This window comes from Kaistia defluvii, from assembly GCF_026343955.1.
Taxonomy (GTDB): Bacteria; Pseudomonadota; Alphaproteobacteria; order Rhizobiales; family Kaistiaceae; genus Kaistia; species Kaistia defluvii.
Window position 1 is genome coordinate 423613 of sequence record NZ_JAPKNI010000002.1, and the last position, 16616, is coordinate 440228.

General features: G+C 65.9%; 13 protein-coding genes. 10 read left to right on the forward strand and 3 right to left on the reverse strand.

What is annotated here, in order from left to right:
- Nucleotides 1–80 precede the first annotated feature (80 nt).
- Nucleotides 81–1151 carry an efflux RND transporter periplasmic adaptor subunit gene (locus OSH10_RS06380; protein ID WP_266330796.1) on the forward strand — a complete coding sequence of 357 codons (1071 nt, stop codon included), beginning with the start codon at nucleotides 81–83 and terminating at the stop codon, nucleotides 1149–1151.
- Entirely contained in the window at nucleotides 1148–4237 is a 3090-nt protein-coding gene (locus tag OSH10_RS06385; RefSeq protein ID WP_266330797.1) for an efflux RND transporter permease subunit, read from the forward strand. Before OSH10_RS06380 ends, OSH10_RS06385 begins: the two co-directional genes overlap by 4 nt.
- A 346-nt stretch (nucleotides 4238–4583) precedes the next feature.
- Here the strand turns inward: OSH10_RS06385 and OSH10_RS06390 are convergent, their stop codons facing one another.
- The 3 genes from OSH10_RS06390 to OSH10_RS06400 form a co-directional block, all read right to left on the reverse strand.
- Entirely contained in the window at nucleotides 4584–5756 is a 1173-nt protein-coding gene (locus OSH10_RS06390; protein WP_266330798.1) for an alpha/beta hydrolase, read from the reverse strand.
- Nucleotides 5757–5995: 239 nt separating this feature from the next.
- On the reverse strand, nucleotides 5996–6520 hold the full coding sequence (locus OSH10_RS06395) for a DUF992 domain-containing protein (protein WP_266330799.1): 525 nt from the start codon (nucleotides 6518–6520) through the stop codon (nucleotides 5996–5998).
- Between the two features lie 42 nt (nucleotides 6521–6562).
- Nucleotides 6563–7345, reverse strand: coding sequence for an outer membrane protein (locus OSH10_RS06400; protein ID WP_266330800.1), 783 nt, complete (start codon nucleotides 7343–7345; stop codon nucleotides 6563–6565).
- 117 nt (nucleotides 7346–7462) lie between these two features.
- Between OSH10_RS06400 and OSH10_RS06405 the strand changes: the two genes are divergently transcribed.
- The 8 genes from OSH10_RS06405 to OSH10_RS06440 all read left to right on the forward strand — a co-directional run bounded on the left by OSH10_RS06405 (nucleotide 7463) and on the right by OSH10_RS06440 (nucleotide 16471).
- The gene (locus OSH10_RS06405) at nucleotides 7463–8479 is read left to right on the forward strand and encodes a bestrophin-like domain (protein WP_266330802.1); all 1017 of its coding nucleotides are present in this window, start codon (nucleotides 7463–7465) and stop codon (nucleotides 8477–8479) included.
- A gap of 378 nt (nucleotides 8480–8857) precedes the next feature.
- Nucleotides 8858–9871, forward strand: a complete 1014-nt coding sequence (locus tag OSH10_RS06410) for a BMP family lipoprotein (protein WP_266330803.1) — start codon at nucleotides 8858–8860, stop codon at nucleotides 9869–9871.
- 217 nt (nucleotides 9872–10088) lie between these two features.
- Entirely contained in the window at nucleotides 10089–11627 is a 1539-nt protein-coding gene (locus OSH10_RS06415; protein ID WP_266330804.1) for an ABC transporter ATP-binding protein, read from the forward strand.
- On the forward strand, nucleotides 11627–12670 hold the full coding sequence (locus OSH10_RS06420) for an ABC transporter permease (RefSeq protein WP_407660681.1): 1044 nt from the start codon (nucleotides 11627–11629) through the stop codon (nucleotides 12668–12670). The genes OSH10_RS06415 and OSH10_RS06420 overlap by 1 nt, the downstream gene beginning before the upstream one ends.
- Nucleotides 12658–13653: an ABC transporter permease gene (locus OSH10_RS06425; RefSeq protein WP_266330805.1), complete on the forward strand. Its 996-nt coding sequence runs from the start codon at nucleotides 12658–12660 to the stop codon at nucleotides 13651–13653. Before OSH10_RS06420 ends, OSH10_RS06425 begins: the two co-directional genes overlap by 13 nt.
- An 11-nt stretch (nucleotides 13654–13664) precedes the next feature.
- The gene (locus OSH10_RS06430) at nucleotides 13665–14678 is read left to right on the forward strand and encodes a nucleoside hydrolase (protein WP_266330806.1); all 1014 of its coding nucleotides are present in this window, start codon (nucleotides 13665–13667) and stop codon (nucleotides 14676–14678) included.
- A 10-nt stretch (nucleotides 14679–14688) separates the two neighbouring features.
- Nucleotides 14689–15642, forward strand: a complete 954-nt coding sequence (locus OSH10_RS06435; protein WP_266330808.1) for a nucleoside hydrolase — start codon at nucleotides 14689–14691, stop codon at nucleotides 15640–15642.
- A 388-nt stretch (nucleotides 15643–16030) separates the two neighbouring features.
- Entirely contained in the window at nucleotides 16031–16471 is a 441-nt protein-coding gene (locus OSH10_RS06440) for a hypothetical protein (protein WP_266330809.1), read from the forward strand.
- Nucleotides 16472–16616 lie beyond the last annotated feature (145 nt).

Sequence of the window (16616 nt, forward strand, 5' to 3'; positions counted from 1 at the left end):
CCAGGATCCCCGGGCATTTTTTGGTGTGGGGGTATTTCGTGACGAAACCGGCCGATCGTCGGAAGAGCGTGCGTGGCTTGATGCGCATCGCCGCTGTCCTGTTTGTCGCGGCCCCCGTTCTGGCGGCCTGCCAGAGGGAAGCCGAAACCCAGGCTCCGGAAATCCGCCCGGTCAGGACCGTGATCGCCACGCGCGAGAAGGCCGGGGAGAAGGTCGTCCTCACCGGCCAGATCGAAGCGCAGAACGAGGCCGCCATGGCCTTCCGCATCGGCGGCCGGATGATCGAGCGGCCGGTCAATGTCGGCGACCGCGTCGAGGCCGGCCAGGTTCTGGCCCGGCTCGACCCCGTCAACGAACTGAACGCGCTGCGTTCGGCGCAGGCGGCGAATGTCGCGGCCGAGGCCCAGCTGGTCCAGGCGCGCAACGCCTTTGGACGCCAGGAACATCTGCTTCGCAACGGCTTCACCACCCGCGCCAATTTCGATCAGGCGCAGCAGGCGCTGCAGACTGCGCAGGCGCAGGTCGACAACACCGAGGCCCAGCTCGAGATCGCCAGCGATCGCGTTGCCTTCACCGAGCTGAAGGCCGACGTTTCCGGCACGATCACCGCCCGCGGCGCCGAGCCCGGCGAAGTGGTCCAGGCCGGGCAGATGATCGTCCAGCTCGCTCGCCAGGATGGCCGCGACGCCGTCTTCGACGTGCCGGCCCAGATGCTGCGTACGGCGCCGAGCGATCCGGTGGTCAGTGTCCGCCTCACCGACGATCCCTCCGTCTCGGCCGTTGGCCGCGTCCGCGAAATCGCCCCCCAGGCCAATGCGCAGACGCGCAACTTCCCCGTCCGCGTCGGCCTCGACAACCCGCCCGCCGGCCTTCGCCTCGGCTCGACGGTGACCGGCACCATGGTCATGGACTCGGTGCCCGTGATCTCGCTTCCCGCGAGCGCGCTGACGACTGCCGAGCAGAACCCGGCCGTGTGGGTGGTCGATCCGGTCGCCTCGACCGTTTCGCTGCGCAATATCGAGATCGTCCGGCACGATCCGGCGACCGTGATCGTCTCCAGCGGCATCGATACCGGCGACATCGTCGTCACCGCCGGCGTCCAGGCGCTTCATCCGGGCCAGAAGGTCCGCCTGCTCGGATCCGCCAAATGAGCGGCTTCAACCTCTCTGCCTGGTCGCTCAACCATCGCTCCTTCGTCATCTACTGGATGATCGCGGTGATGGTGGCGGGCATCGCCTCCTTCATCAGCCTCGGCCGCAATGAAGACCCGCCGATCACCATCAAGACGATGATCGTGCATGCCGTCTGGCCCGGCGCGACGATCGAGGACACGCTCAACCAGGTCACCGAGCGGCTCGAACGCAAGATCCAGGAAATTCCCGAGGTCGAAGACGTCCGAAGCTCGACCAGCGCCGGGAGCACGACGCTGTTCGTCAATCTGCGCCAGGACGTGACTTCGGCCGAGGTCCCGGACGTCTGGTACGAGGTGCGCAAGGGCATCGGCGACATCCGCCAGACCTTGCCTTCCGGCGTGCTCGGGCCGTTCTTCAATGACTCGTTCGGCGACACGTTCGGCATCATCTACGGCTTCACCGCCGACGGCTTCTCGCATCGCGAACTGCGCGATTATGTCGAGGCGGCCCGCTCCCGCCTGCTGCAGGTGCCGGATGTCTCGCAGATCGAGATCATCGGCGCGCAGGACGAGAAGATCTTCGTCGAATTCTCGACCAAGCAGCTCGCGGGCATGGGCATCGACCGGCAGGCGCTTCTGAATGCGCTGCGGGCGCAGAACGTCGTCAGCCCGGCAGGCGTGCTCGAAACCGGCGAGGAGCGCATTTCGCTGCGCGTTTCCGGCGCCTTCCAGAACGAGCAGGACCTGCTCGACCTCAACGTCGTCGCCAATGGCCGGCTCATTCGCCTGCGCGACATCGCCGAAGTCCGTCGCGGCTATGCGAGCCCGCCGCAGCCGCAGTTCCGCGTCGATGGCCAGCCGGCGATCGGTCTCGGCATCGCCATGCGCGACGGCGGTGACATCCTCGCGCTCGGCAAGAACATCCGCAGTGCGATGGCGGAAATCACCGCGCAGCTGCCGCTCGGCATCCAGCCATCGCTGGTTGCCGACCAGGCCGTCGTCGTCGATGAGGCGATCGGCGATTTCACCACCTCGCTGTGGCAGGCGATCGCCATCATCGCGGTGGTGAGCTTCGTCAGCCTCGGCATCCGTGCCGGCACGGTGGTGGCGCTGGCTATCCCGATTTCGCTCGCCATGGTGTTCGCCGTCATGAACATCGTCGGCATCGATTTGCAGCGCATTTCGCTCGGCGCGCTGATCATCGCGCTCAGCCTGCTGGTCGATGATGCGATGACGACCGTCGACTCGATGACATCGAGGCTGGCGGCCGGCGAGACCAAGGAGGATGCGGCGGCGAATACGTTCCGGACACTGGCGCTTGCCATGCTGACGGGAACGCTGGTCACCGCCGCCGGCTTCGTGCCGATCGGCTTTGCGCGTTCGTCGGCCGGCGAATACACCTTTTCGATCTTCGCCGTCGTCGGCATCGCGCTCGTCGTGTCCTGGCTTGGCGCGGTGATCTTCTCGCCGCTGATCGGCGCCGTCCTGCTCAAGGCGCCGAAAGAGAAGCCCGATCCCAACAAGGTCGGCATCATCGTGCGGGTGTTCCGCTCGATCCTGCTCACCGCGATGCGGATGCGCTGGATCACGATCGGCCTGACGCTTGCCTGCTTCGTCGGTGCGCTTCTGCTGCTGCCTCACGTGCCGCGGCAGTTCTTCCCGGCATCCGACCGCACCGAGCTGATGGTGGACCTGCGCCTGCCGCAGAATGCGTCGATCTATCAGAGCGGCGAGGTCTCGGCCCGGTTCGACGCCATCATGCGCGACGACCCGGACGTCGAGCGCTGGAGCACCTATATCGGCCGCGGCGCGATCCGCTTCTACCTGCCGCTCAATGTCGAGCTTCCGAACGAGTTCTTCGCCCAGGCGGTGGTCATCGCCAAGGACGTCGACGCGCGGCTGCGGCTGGAAGAGCGTCTGGAGACCAAGCTCGCGGAACAGTTCCCGGACTCGGTTTCGCGCGTCGCCCCGCTCGAGCTCGGGCCGCCGGTCGGCTGGCCGGTGCAGTACCGCGTCAGCGGACCGGACGTCGACCAGGTGCGCGACATCTCGATGCGGCTTGCCCAGATCGTCTCGGCCAATCCGGACACCAAGCGCGTCAACTTCGACTGGATGGAGCCGGCGCGCATGGTGCGCGTCAAGATCGACCAGGACCAGGCGCGCCTGCTCGGGCTCAGCTCGCAGGCGCTGGCTTCCGCGCTGAACGCGGTGGTGACCGGAACCACGGTCACGCAGGTTCGCGACGACATCTACCTCGTTGACGTCATCGCGCGCGCCACCGACGAGCAGCGTGTCTCGCTCGCCAACCTGCAGACGCTGCAGGTGCCGCTGCCGAACGGCCGGACGGTGCCGCTCAGCCAGTTCGCCACGTTCGACTACGGTCAGGAATATCCGCTGATCTGGCGCCGGGACCGCGTGCCGACGCTGACCGTGCAGTCGGACGTCCGCCCTGGCGGGTCGCCCGAGGCGGTCGTGGCCGAGCTGACGGATTCCGTCGAGGCGCTGCGGGCCACCTTGCCGCCCGGCTACAACATCGCCGTTGGCGGTGTCGTCGAGGAGAGCGCGCAATCGCTGCAGTCCGTGATGGCGGTCGTGCCGATCATGCTGTTCCTGATGGTCTCGTTCCTGATGGCGCAATTGCAGAGCTTCGGCCGGCTGTTCATCGTGCTCTGCGTCGTGCCGATGGGCCTGATCGGCGTGGTCGGCGCCCTGTTCCTGTTCAACCGGCCGCTCGGCTTCGTCGCCATCCTCGGCATTCTCTCGCTGCTCGGCCTGATCGCCAAGAATGCGGTGATCCTGATCGAGCAGATCGAGGCGGAGCGGGCGCGCGGCCTCTCGATCTGGGATGCCGTGCTCGAAGCGACGGTGTCGCGTTTCCGGCCGATCATGCTGACGGCGATCTCGACCGTGCTCGGCATGATCCCGATCGCGGCGACGATCTTCTGGGGTCCCATGGCCTTCGCCATCATGGGCGGTCTCCTGGTCGCGACCCTGCTGACGCTGGTGTTCCTGCCGACGCTGTACGTGACCTTCTATCGCGGCAAGGAAGGCGAGGCGGCGCCGAAGCCACCCGTCGCCGCGACCCCGGCGGTTACGGCCGCCTGACGCTTGTCCGGGTGACGAACCAAAAAGGGCCGCGGTATTCCGCGGCCCTTTTTGGTTGGCGAGCCGACCGGCTTTCCCGCCCCGCCTCGGGCAGATCGCTCAGCCCTGACGTGCCGAGCAGGTCCGGAGGGCTGTCTCGAAGCCGCAGAGCGGCAGCAGCCCGGAGATTTGCCCTTCGACCGTGCGTCCTTCGAGACGGCCTGCTTCGCAAGCCGCCTCAGGCTGTCGGGAGTGGAGATAGGCACTCGACGGTGGGAAACTGCATCGACCTCTTCGTCCGGGCAAGGCGAGGGAAGGGCGCCACACCGGCTCCCTTGCGCTACCCCAATGTCGCGTGGCGTAACGCCTATTTCCGTCCGGCGCTCTCGAAGATCAGGATCGGCGCCGTCAGGACCGCCCCGGCGGCCGAACCGAGCACCTGGCCCGCGCCCAGTGTCGTGGCGCCGAGGCCACCCGCGCTGCCGAGGGTGGAATCCGTCACCGATTGCCCCTGGATCAGGCGGTCGCCCATCAGTTGCACCACCTCCGGGCTGGTGGCGAACTTGCTGTGATTGAGCCGGTCGCCGTTCTGCAGCGCCGTCAGGTCGAGCACCGTGATGTTGGCAGCCGATTCCATCTGCGACAGGTAGGGCTCGCGCGTGATGTCGACGGCGCCAAGCCGCGTCATCCGGCCGGAAAGCAGGCGCGACAGACGCAGGGCCCGGTCGTTCTGCGATACGAACAGGGTGATGTGCGGCCGTTTGGGGCCCATCTCCAGCACCTGCTTGCGGAAGACGTCGATGTCGAGATCCGGCGAGGCAAGGATGAGGTTCGACACCTTGGCGGGCACGCGCCCCTGCTGCAGCGCGATCTGGCGCAGAGACTCGACGGCAAGCCAACCTCCCATCGAGTGGGCCATGATGGTGACGTCGGAAACGGCCGGGCTGTTGGCGGCGGCGAGGATGACGGAAGCCAGCTCGGAGCGGGAATAATTGGCGCTTTCGCGGTCGTAATTATAGTCGAAGACGCTGCCGCGCGACGGCCACGAGAACAGGATCGGCGCGACATTGGCATCGGTGTCATGCACGATCTGCGCGAAGCGGAAGACGCTGTCGGCGAACTGCGTGTTGAAGCCATGCACGAAGATCAGAACGCGCTTGGGCTTGCCGGCGGTGCGCTTGAACCAGGCCTTGGCCTGGTCCGGCTGCATCGGCGTCACCTGGGTGGTGACGAAATCCCGCGCCGGATCGCCCGGCACGCGGTTGGGCCACTGGATGCTGCCGACCGGGCGCTGGTCGGGGATCGAGACGACGATGTTGCTGAGCGAGAGATCCGGCCCGCGCTCGCCGTTGAAATAGACGCCGGGCTCCGCCACCGGCGCCCGGGTGGTGGCCACCAGCAGGTCGACCTTCTGCGCCACGGCGGCATTGGCCTTGACGGGCGCCAGGACGCCCTGCGGCCTTGACGCGCAGGCGGCAAGGCCCAGGGACAGTCCGAGGAGCAGAACGGCCCTGGAAAGGTAACGCGCAACTGACGACACGGAGACCCCGCAAGCCATTCGATCCGCCAGCAACTTGCCCCGGCGTGCTGGCGGTACTGTTACACGGCTCGTCTGGCGCGGTGAAGGGTCGACCGGGCCACACGGGCCGGCTTTGCGGGAAGGGCTCCCTGCCATCTTTCGATCGCGAGGCCCGAGTTCGGCATCGTCTCGACCGACCGCACAAACAGAACGGCGCGCCACCCTGTCGCGCGCCGTGTCGACCTGTCGTCTTGCCGGGATCAGGGGGCGGAGACGAGCGTCAGCTGCGTGACGCCGGCGGCGATGTTGATGCCGATTTCACCTTCGACCGAGATCGGCTGCAGCGCGAACGCATCGCCCGAGCCGCCGACCAGAACATTGGCGCCGAGGCCCGGACCGAAGGCTGCGTCGGCGCTGGCGCCGACATACTTGCCGGCCAGGGCGCCGACCGCCGGTGCATTGTTCGTCTGGGCGATCACGCCCCAGATCAGGTGGCCCTGCTCGACACCGCCGAGCGCGACGCCGAAGGTTTCGATCTTGCCGGTGTAATTGTTGGTGGGACCGGCGTTCTGCGCCGGGACGAACTGGCAGGTCATGGTCTGCTTTTCGACCAGGATCAGGCCAACGCCGCCGGAGACGTCGCATTTCAGCGTGCCGACCTGGGTCGCCGACTGCGCCATGGCGCCGGAGGCCAGCAGCAGCGATGCCGCGACCGCGAGGCCGGCGCCGAGAGCCGCGTTCTTTGCACGCGAAGCTGCGGGCATTTTCCCGGATACGAAGAACATGGATGAACCCTTCCTGAGATCGTTTTGGCGGATCAGATCCGTTTAGAAATGCACGCCGAGGCTGGTGAAGACGCCCTGCTGCGTGGTGTCGAAGACGAATCCGTCCTTCTCGTAGTCCGTATAGATTACACGGTAACCGAGTGCGGTCGAGATCGTCTTGGTCCAGTTGTAGCCGACAGCGGCAAAGCCCTGTGCCGTGAGATTGGAGCCGACATCGAAGCCGCCGATGTCGCCCAGCGCGTTCAGGAACCAGCGGTCGTTGAAATCATAATGCAGGCTCAGTCCGACGGTCGGGTCGATCCATTGCTTGGTCCGGTCCGCATCGAACGAAAACTGCGGATCGGCGGCGTCGAAATCGAGTTCGACGTTGAGGTGCTGATAGCGAAAGCCCGCCGTTGCGCTCAGCTGCAGATTGGGAATGTCGAGCGGCAGCCGGTAGCCGACCAGCCCCGATGCCGTGAGCTGCTTCTGCACGAAGTCGATCTGGCCGCCATTGCTGCCGATCGGCCCGTCGCTGCCGATCTTGACCCACATCAGGTCGGTCAGGATCATCCAGTTGCCATATTCGGCCAGGAAGGACCCCATCACCGCGCCCTGGAGGTGCTCGATGGCGTCCCATGGCGTGATGTCGATGCTCTTGGGCGGCAGACCCAAGACTCCGACATCGCCGCTGACGCCGGCGGCCCAGCCATAGAGGGTGGCCTGGAAGCGCCACGCTTCCGCGGGGGCGACGGTTTCGACCGGCTGCGGCGCCAGATCGGCGGCGGCGGCTGGAGCCGCCATGGCCGCGAGCAGAAGCGGGACATGCAGGCAGAATGCTCTCATTTCCCCTCGTCTCCAATCTTTGCGGCAGCAGGTCGACAGGCCCTGTTCGCGCGAGGCGGAGCTCGCGGGTCCTGTTCTGTACTGTCTGCGCATCCCCACTGCATCGTCCCGGCCCGAATGATTCTCGACCGGCAACGAAGCCGCTTGACCTTACAGGACAAGGGCCTGTCTTTTGAAGATGCACCGCTTGCCGTTCCGGAAGCTTCGACGAAATACAGTGGGATTTCATGGGACCGTTGCAGGGATGCCAGCATGGGCGGCAATTGTTTGGCCTCGCGGGGGGGGGGCCGTCTTTCGGCGGTCGGCCAAGTCTCTTCTCTTCGTCCCGGTTCGGCCCCTGCGGGCGAGACTCGCGCGGTCGGGCCTAGCGGGGCTGGCATGACATCGATCGCCACCGGCATAGCCGCCTTTCTCGCCATTTTCGGCGGGGCCTTGCTCGGCCTCACGGGCGCCCGCATTCTGCCCGATCACCATCTCGGCCCCGAGACCCGAACCGCCGTGTCCGTCTCCATGGCGGTCGTGGGGACGCTTTCGGCGCTCGTCATCGGGCTTTTGATCTCGACTGCCAGCACTTCCTTCTCCGCCCGAACCACCGCGATCGGCAACCTTGCCGTCGACATGGTGCGGCTCAATCGCTCGCTGGTCCGCTACGGATCGGAAGCCGATGGCATCCGCGACACCCTGCGCAGCTATGCGCAGGCCAAGATCGGCGAACTGGGTTCCGGCGTTGGGCGGGACGAGATGGGCATGCAGACGCTGGCCATGCTGGAGACGATCAGCGACCGGGTCATCAACCTGCATCCGGCCGACGATCGGCAGCGCCATATCCAGGAGCAGGCGCTGCAGCTCATCAGCAGCATTTCGAACGCGCGCTGGTTGCTGATCGAAAACGACAGAAGCGCGGTGCCCGTGCCGTTTCTGGTGCTGCTGATCTTCTGGCTGGCCATCCTGTTCGCGAGCTTTGGCCTGTTCGCGCCCCGCAACGGAACGGCGCTGACCGCCCTGTTTCTCTGTTCGGTCGCGGTCGCCGGCGGCATCTTCATGATTCTGGAGCTGGGGTCGCCGACCGAGGGCGTCATCCGTCCGTCCCTCGACCCGATCCGCGCGGCGATCGATGAACTCGGCCGTTCGTGACGGCGCCGCCCCGGCTCGGGCGGCCCGTCGCGCCAACCGGCATCCTTCTTGCGTTTCGCAGCCGGGGATGGTGGCCTGTCCGCGTCGGCCGGTGGAGGTCCGGCTTGGCGCTTGGCCGGAATAATTGTTGGTGGTCATCCAAGTTGGAGGCCGCCGGCTGAATCTTGTTAATTAGCCAGTCGATCTATCGCCCAAGATATACCGGGCAGATTTTGGCGCGCATTTCCGCATTGACAGTATCCTGCGTTCCCCGCAATCTCATACGGCCATCAACGATATTCGAGTGACCGGTGCAGGGGAAACTGTCGGGCTCGTCAGATGTCGAGGGTGGGTGTCGACAACGAACACCTGTTTTCAGCTCCAGAGGTCGGTTTCATCATGTCCAGTTGGTCTCGTCGTCTCGTCGCGCTGTGCGGCGCCTCCGTCATCGCGCTCGCCAGCCAGGCTGCGCTCGCCAAGGACGTCTCCGTCGCGGCGATCTCCGGCTATTTCGCTCAGGGTTTTGGCGTTGCCATCGTCGAGGGCCTGAAGAAGGCCGAGAAGGATCTCGGCGTGAAGGTCAAGCTGGTCGACACGGGCAACCGCGCGCTCGACTATGAAGAGCAGTTCAACAACCTCGCCAAGGGCGGCGAATACGACATCGTCTTCGTCATGGGCTGGGAGCTCGTCGACGCGCTGCAGAAGACCGCCGAAGCCTATCCGAACACCAAGTTCGTGTTCATCGACGGCGTGCTCGATTCCAAGCATATCGTCTATGCCAATTTCGCCCAGAACCAGGGCTCGTTCCTCGCTGGCGCTCTCGCCGGACTGATGGCCGAAAAGGGTAGCGAGATCGAGGGTCTCGGCGACGGCAAGGCCATCGGCTTCGTCGGCGGCCGTGACATCCCGGTCATCCGCGACTTCATGGTCGGCTACGAGCAGGGTGCCAAGACCGCGGCTCCCGACGTCCGTCTCGACGCCGTCTTCGCCGGCACCTTCGACGATCCGGCCAAGGGCAGCGAGCTGACCATGGCGCTCTACGGCCAGGGTTCGGACATCGTCTACAACGTCGCCGGCCCGACGGGCGAGGGCGTGCTGCAGGCGAGCGCCGCCGCCGGCAAGTACTCGATCGGCGTCGACGTCAACCAGTGCGACGTCGCGCCGGGCCATGTCATGGCCTCGATGCTGAAGAACGCCAACGTCGCCGTCTATGACCTGGTCAAGGACGTCGTCGACGGCAAGACGCTCGAGCCCGGCAGCGTCCACACGGCGGACATCAAGTCCGGCGGCGTCGAGCTGCTGCTTTGCCCCGGCGTCGCCGACAAGATCCCGGCCGACGTCAAGGAGAAGCTGGAAGCGCTGAAGGCTGACATCGCTTCGGGCAAGATCACGGTCGCCACGACGACGCAGTAAGCCATCTCCTGCCTGGATCGCCCTCCCTTTGCGAAGGGAGGGCCGAAGCCTGCCTGCGGTTTCGGCAAGGGGTTGCGGTGAGGGAGCGTGCATGTGCCATAAGGCCTGTGCCGGTCCCGCGCCGTGATTGCCATGCCGGGGCCCAGTCGCCGTGTCGCGCCGCCCGACCTTCGGGCGAAGGCGCGGACGCGAGAATTGGTCCCGAGGACACTCCACCATGCCCTTAGCCATCGAGCTGAAATCGATCACCAAGAGGTTCGGCGCCTTTGTCGCGAATGAGGACGTGAACCTCGCCGTCGAAAGCGGCAAGATCCACGCGATCATCGGCGAGAACGGAGCCGGCAAGACCACGCTGATGAACGTCCTGTTCGGGCTGCTGCAGCCGGACGAGGGCGAGATCTGGATCGATGGCGAGAAGAAGAATCTCCCCAATCCGGCGGCGGCGATCGCCGCGGGCATCGGCATGGTGCATCAGCACTTCAAGCTGGTGCCGTCGCTGACGGTGGCCGAGAACGTCTTTCTCGGCATGGAGATCCGCAAGGGCGGCCTGATCGACCATGCCGCCCAGATCCGGCGCACCGCCGAGCTCTCCAGGCAGTTCGGTCTCCAGGTCGATCCGACAGAGCGCGTTGGCCTGCTATCGGTCGGCATCGAGCAGCGTATCGAGATCCTGAAGGTTTTGGCGCGCGGCGCCCGGATCATCATTCTCGACGAGCCCACCGCCGTGCTGACGCCGCAGGAAAGCCGCGAGCTGTTCCAGACGCTGCGCGGCTTCGTCGCCCAGGGCATGACGGTCATCTTCATCTCGCATCACCTGGAAGAGGTGATGGAGGTCTCCGACAACGTCTCGGTGCTGCGTCTCGGCAAGAACGTCGCCACGCGCCCGACGGCGGAACTGACCAAGTCCGACCTCGTCCAGCTGATGGTCGGCCGCCTCGTGTCGTTCGATCGCCTGCCGCGCGTGGCCAGCGTCGGCAAGACCGTGCTCGAGGTCGAGGATCTCTGGGCGCGTGATGATCGCCGCCTTCCGGCGCTCCGCGGCGTCTCCTTCGGCGTCCGCGCCGGAGAGATCGTCGGCATTGCCGGCGTCGCGGGCAATGGCCAGACCGAGCTCGCCGAGGTGCTGTCCGGCCTGCGCCCCTCCAGCCACGGTTCGATCCAGCTCAACGGCCGCACCATCACCGGCGCCTCGGCGCGCGAGATCCGCGCCGCCGGCGTCGGCCATGTCCCCGGCGACCGGCTGGTGCGCGGCGTCGACCGCAACGCCTCGATCTCGATGAACCTGCTGATGGGACGCCAGGACCAGAGCCCCTGGTCGAAGCATGGCATCATCAACCGCGCCTACCTGCTCGAGCAGACGCAGGCGCTGATCAAGCGCTTCGACATCCGCGCGCGCGGCCCGGAATCGACTGCCAAGAGCCTTTCCGGCGGCAACATCCAGAAGATCGTGCTGGCGCGCGAGTTCACCGGCGACGCCGATTGCCTGCTGATCGACCAGCCGACGCGCGGCGTCGACATCGGCGCCCAGGAATCCATTCACGGCGAGATCATGCGCCAGCGTGACGCCGGCAAGGCGATCCTGCTGATTTCCGTCCAGCTCGACGAGCTGATCCGCCTCGCCGACCGCATCCTGGTGATGTTCGGTGGAACCATCATGGGCGAGATCCCGGGTGACCGGGTCGATGAGGAAGAGATCGGCATGCTCATGGCCGGCGTCGTTCCCGAGGCGCATTCCAACACCGTGGGGGCCGCTTGATGTCGGACCGCTTCGATAGTCTCTTCGGCCAGGGGCTGGCCATCCTGTTCGCCCTCGGCCTCGGCGCCCTCGTCATCCTCACCGTCGATGAGAGTCCCGTCCGCGTCTTCGTGACCCTGCTCAACGGCGCCTTCGGCAGCCCCGAGCGCATCGCCGGCACGCTGCTGCAGACGACGCCGATCCTGATCTGCGGCATCGCCGCCTGCATCTCGTTCCGCGGCGGCCTGTTCAACATCGGCATCGAGGGCCAGCTCTTCATGGGCGGCTTCTGGGCCACCTGGGTGGGCTTCTCGTTCAATCTGCCGCCGGCGCTGCACCTGCTGCTCGCCATGGCCGCGGCGGTGATCGCCGGCATGGCCTGGATCGCGATCCCCGCCTTCTTCCGGGCCCGCTACAAGACCAACGAGGTGGTCTCGACCATCCTCGCCAACTATGTCGCGATCCTGTTCACCTCCTACCTGACGATCAACTGGTTCAAGCGCTCCGGCGGCCAGTCCGAGACGCCGCCAATCTTCGAAAGCGCCTATCTGCCCGAGCTGTTCTCGTTCTCGCGGCTGAACTGGGGCCTGATCATCGGCCTGGTGCTGGCGATCGGCGTCTATCTGTTCTTCACCCGCACCGCGCGCGGCTATGCCGTCAGCGAAATGGGCGCCAACCCGAAATTCGCCGAATATGGCGGCATCGACATCAAGAAGCAGACCTTCCTGGTGCTGATCGCCTCCGGTGCGGTCGGCGGCCTGGCCGGCGGCGTGGAAGCGCTCGGCGTGCACCACCGCTTCATGGAGGGCTTTGCGCCGGGCTTCGGCTTCGACGGCGTCATCGCGGCGCTGCTCGCCAACGGCAATCCGATCGGCACCATCTTCACGGCGCTGTTCTTCGGCGCGCTCCGCAGCGGCTCGCTGCTGCTGGAAGTCGACACCACCGCCTCGCGCGAGATCATCACCGTCATCCAGGCGCTGATCATTCTCGCCGTCTCGGCCCAGATCACCATCCGCCGCAAGGCATCGGATTCGACCGCGGGAGAGCGTCGATGGAAGTTCTAGAACGTCTCCTCAACATCTCGCTCGTCGTCGCGACGATCCGCACGACGGCGCCGATCCTGCTCGTCGCGCTGGGCGGCTCCTTCACCACCAAGGCCGGCATCTTCAACATCGGCCTCGAGGGCCAGATGCTGGTCGGCGCCTTCTTCGCCGTGATCGGCACCATCGCCACCGGCTCGCCCTGGCTGGGCGTGCTCTGCGGCGTCGCCGCCGCATTGACGCTGGCGCTGATCTTCGCGCTGCTGGTCGTCAGCTTCAAGGCGAACGAGGTCGTCGTCGGCCTGGCGCTGAACATCCTGGCGGGCGGGCTCACCGTCTCGCTGATGAAGGCGATCTTCGGCACGCGCGGCTCGATCTTCGGCCATGGCCTGGTCGGCCTTCCGGCGCTTCGGCTGCCCAACGTCAAGGATTTCGGCTGGTTCGGCCAGATCATCTCCGGCTACACGCCGCTGGTCTATGCCGCCTTCCTGCTCGTGCCGGTGCTGATCCTGTTCTACAACCGCACCCGGCTTGGCCTCTATATCCGGGTCGTCGGCGAGAAGCCGGAAGCCGCCGAAGCGCTCGGCATCTCGATCACCCGCATCCGCTATGTCTCGTCGCTGCTCTGCGGCCTGCTGGCAGGCCTCGCCGGCGCGCATCTGGCGCTCGGCTATACCACGATGTTCACCGAGAACATGTCGTCCGGCCGCGGCTTCATGGCGGTGGCGATCCTGATCTTCTCGAATGGCGATCCGCTGAAGATCCTGCTCGGCTGCCTGCTGTTCGGCTTCTCTGACGCGCTGTCGCTGCGCCTGCAGACGCTGGGCATCTCGTCCTATCTGGTCCTCGCCGTGCCCTATCTGGTCGCGCTGATCGCGCTCTTCGCGCTCTCCTACCGGTCGCGTCCGCGCGTCATCCAGGAGACGCTGGCCAGCATGGGCCGCGCCCTTTCCGTCAAGTCCAACACCATCCAACCAGCTGCCGCCACGGACGCTTCCAAGCCGTGACAGGGGATAAAATGGAACGCATCATTCTCGACGTCGACTCCGCGGGCGACGATATTCTTGCGGTGCTCTTCGCGGCGATCTCGCCGTCGATGAAGCTCGAAGGCGTCACCACCTGCACCGGGGCCGCAGGCCCGATCGACCAGGTGACCAACGTCGTGCTCAACACGCTGGCGCTGGCCGGCAAGGGCGACGTGCCGGTCGCCAAGGGCGCCTGGCGCCCGATCGTCGGCAATTCCAAGGAAGACATGCAGGCGCCGGTGCATTTCGAGAAGCGCCTCGTCGCGCGCTTCGGCGACCGGCTGAAGAAGTTCAACCCGCCCGCGCCGACCCCGACGCTGAAGGTGATCGACAAGCATGCCGTCGATTTCATCATCGACACGGCGCTGGCCAATCCGGGCGAGATCACGCTGGTGGTCACCGGCCCGATGACCAATGCCGCCATGGCCTTCCTGCAGGAGCCGGCGCTCGCCAGGGCGCTGAAGCGCATGGTCCTGCTCGGCGGCAATTTCATCACCCCCGGCAACATCACGCCGCTGTCGGAATACAACATCTGGGCCGACCCGGAAGCCGCCCGCGTCGTGCTCAACCAGGGCGTCGACACCATCCTGGTGCCGCTCGACGTCTGCGAGGACAACCGCGCCGCCGCCTCGATGCTCACCCGCGATGACCTGGCCGATCTCAAGGACGCCGGCGACCATCCCGTGCTGCAGATGATCCAGGACAGCTTCCCGATCTACATCGATATCTGGCGCGAATTCTTCGATCTCGTCGGCTTCCCGATGGACGACATCATCACCGTCGCGCTCGCCTTCGACCCGACGCTCTGCACCATGACCGAGCCGCTGTTCTGCGACATCGTGCTCGACGGGCGCGTGGCGCGCGGCCAGACCGTCGCCTATCGCGGCCGCCAGCTGCTTCCCGGCGGCGGACCGAAGACGACCCGCATCTGCACCGACATCGACGGCCGCCGTTTCATGAAGCTCTTCAAGGAAACGATCGTCCGCTACCAGACGGCCAAGGCGTAAGGGCATTCCCATGACCACGACCGACCTCAACAGCATCCGCCCGACGCCGATCCTGCTCGATTGCGATCCCGGCCATGACGACGCCATCGCTCTGGTGATGGCGCATCGCTCGAAGGCGATCGACCTTCTCGGCGTCACCGTCACCTGCGGCAATGCGGAGCCGGAAAAGACCGTCTCCAACACGCTGCGCATCCTGGAATTCATTGGCGCTGAGGACGTGCCGGTCGCGGCCGGCTGCGTGCGCCCGCTGGCGCGCCCGCTGGTGCTCGGCACCGCCGACGGCCCGAGCGGCCTGGAGGGCTCGCCCTACCTGCCGCAGGCGACCAAGAAGGTCGAGCCGATGCATGCGGTCGACTTCATCGCCAAGACGCTGCGCGAGCAGGACGAGCCTCTGCGTATCGTCGCGACCGGCCCGCTCTGCAATCTCGGCCTGTTCGTCCTGAAATATCCGGAGCTTCTTTCGAAGATCAAGGACATCACCTGGATGGGCGGTGTCTTCTGGCGCAAGAGCGAATACATCACGCCGACCGAATTCAATGCCTTCTGCGATCCGGAAGCGCTGAAGATCGTGCTCGACAGCGGCGTGCCGATCACCATGGTCGGCCTCGACGTCACGATGAAGGTGCTGGTCGAGGAAGCGCAGTATCGCGAATTCGAGAAGATCGATACCGAACTCGGCCGTGTCGTGCTGGACTGGCTGAAGTTCTACGAGAAGCTGCACCGCGACTCGATGGGCGTCGGCGGCGCGCTGCACGACCCGCTCGCGCTGGCGTTGATCATCGACCCGACCCTGGTCAAGACGCGCCCGGCGCATATCGGCGTCGACCTGACCGGCACCTACACCTTCGGCGCCACGGTGGCCGACTACTGGAACGAGCGCGGCCTGCCGCCGAACGCGCAGGTCTGCGAGGAGGTCGATTCCGACCGCTTCTTCGACCTGCTCTACAGCCTGCTGCGCGACTGATCCCCGATTCGCGCGACGTATCGACGACAACATCCCGGGCTGGTCCCGGGATGTTGTTTTTGGGGTAGACGTCTGATGGCTTGGTGTGGCGTGCAGGGCGTCGGTGAGATCGCCCGGATGGCTCTTGCCGAATTCGCCGGTATTGTCGCCGAGACCATGCAGAAATTTGGCCAGAGCCTGCGTGTCGGGGCGCAGATAGCTGGAGCTTCCGGGAAGCCGCGGCTGTATCATGCCCGTGCGTGGCAACGCGACAGGCCTCGCCCCGCCGGAGAACTATCCATAGGGAGAAGCGCTTGGAGAGTTTCGAGGCGATCCCTTGTCCAATCCGCGCTCATGCGCTTTGATCGCGGCGTAAGTCGGGTCAATTCTTGCTGGATAGAGAGCGGCCATGGCATCTCCCGTCGACACTCCGCTATTGGCGTATCAACTGCATGGCGAGTTGCTTCTGATCAGCTATTCGCTGCGCCCGAGCGACCCGGCCTTCGGGACGACCCAGTTCCTGGGCGCGCATTTTTCGCACAGGAGCTCGGATTTTGCGGCCGGCGGGGCGGGCGCTGTGCACCCGATCGGGGGCGACGTGATCCTCTCTCCGACGGTCGGAGGGGTCGTCACCGTATCGCTGGACGACGCCGAAAACTTCTTCGTCGAATACAAGATCGACTTCAGCGGCCATGTCCGGAAAGGCTCGGTCGCGGTCCCGCCGGGCGCGCATGTTCCATTCATGCTCAACGCCAAGCCCTTCGAGTTTGGCGAGACGCTGGCCAACCGCTGCGCGGTGCTCCAGGGCACCCTGAGCGCCACCAAGAGATCCGCCCCGCTCACCATGTGATGTCCGGTTCCCCTGGTGGGTTCGAGCAGGGCCTTTGCCCGTGTCTTGCGCTCGAGCGGGCATGCCGCAGGGCGGCCATCGTCTGCGCCGAGACCGAAGCTCAAACCGGCCGATGCCGGACGCGGAACGGCGTAGCATCCACTCA

What these genes read in the sequence shown, in the direction of transcription:
- OSH10_RS06415 (WP_266330804.1), top strand. Translation starts at nt 10,089, where the DNA reads ATGCCCTTAGCCATCGAGCTGAAATCGATCACCAAGAGGTTCGGCGCC.
- OSH10_RS06380 (WP_266330796.1), top strand. Translation starts at nt 81, where the DNA reads ATGCGCATCGCCGCTGTCCTGTTTGTCGCGGCCCCCGTTCTGGCGGCC.
- OSH10_RS06385 (WP_266330797.1), top strand. Translation starts at nt 1,148, where the DNA reads ATGAGCGGCTTCAACCTCTCTGCCTGGTCGCTCAACCATCGCTCCTTC.
- OSH10_RS06405 (WP_266330802.1), top strand. Translation starts at nt 7,463, where the DNA reads ATGATTCTCGACCGGCAACGAAGCCGCTTGACCTTACAGGACAAGGGC.
- OSH10_RS06440 (WP_266330809.1), top strand. Translation starts at nt 16,031, where the DNA reads ATGGCATCTCCCGTCGACACTCCGCTATTGGCGTATCAACTGCATGGC.
- OSH10_RS06425 (WP_266330805.1), top strand. Translation starts at nt 12,658, where the DNA reads ATGGAAGTTCTAGAACGTCTCCTCAACATCTCGCTCGTCGTCGCGACG.
- OSH10_RS06400 (WP_266330800.1), bottom strand. Translation starts at nt 7,345, where the DNA reads ATGAGAGCATTCTGCCTGCATGTCCCGCTTCTGCTCGCGGCCATGGCG.
- OSH10_RS06430 (WP_266330806.1), top strand. Translation starts at nt 13,665, where the DNA reads ATGGAACGCATCATTCTCGACGTCGACTCCGCGGGCGACGATATTCTT.
- OSH10_RS06420 (WP_407660681.1), top strand. Translation starts at nt 11,627, where the DNA reads ATGTCGGACCGCTTCGATAGTCTCTTCGGCCAGGGGCTGGCCATCCTG.
- OSH10_RS06435 (WP_266330808.1), top strand. Translation starts at nt 14,689, where the DNA reads ATGACCACGACCGACCTCAACAGCATCCGCCCGACGCCGATCCTGCTC.
- OSH10_RS06395 (WP_266330799.1), bottom strand. Translation starts at nt 6,520, where the DNA reads ATGTTCTTCGTATCCGGGAAAATGCCCGCAGCTTCGCGTGCAAAGAAC.
- OSH10_RS06410 (WP_266330803.1), top strand. Translation starts at nt 8,858, where the DNA reads ATGTCCAGTTGGTCTCGTCGTCTCGTCGCGCTGTGCGGCGCCTCCGTC.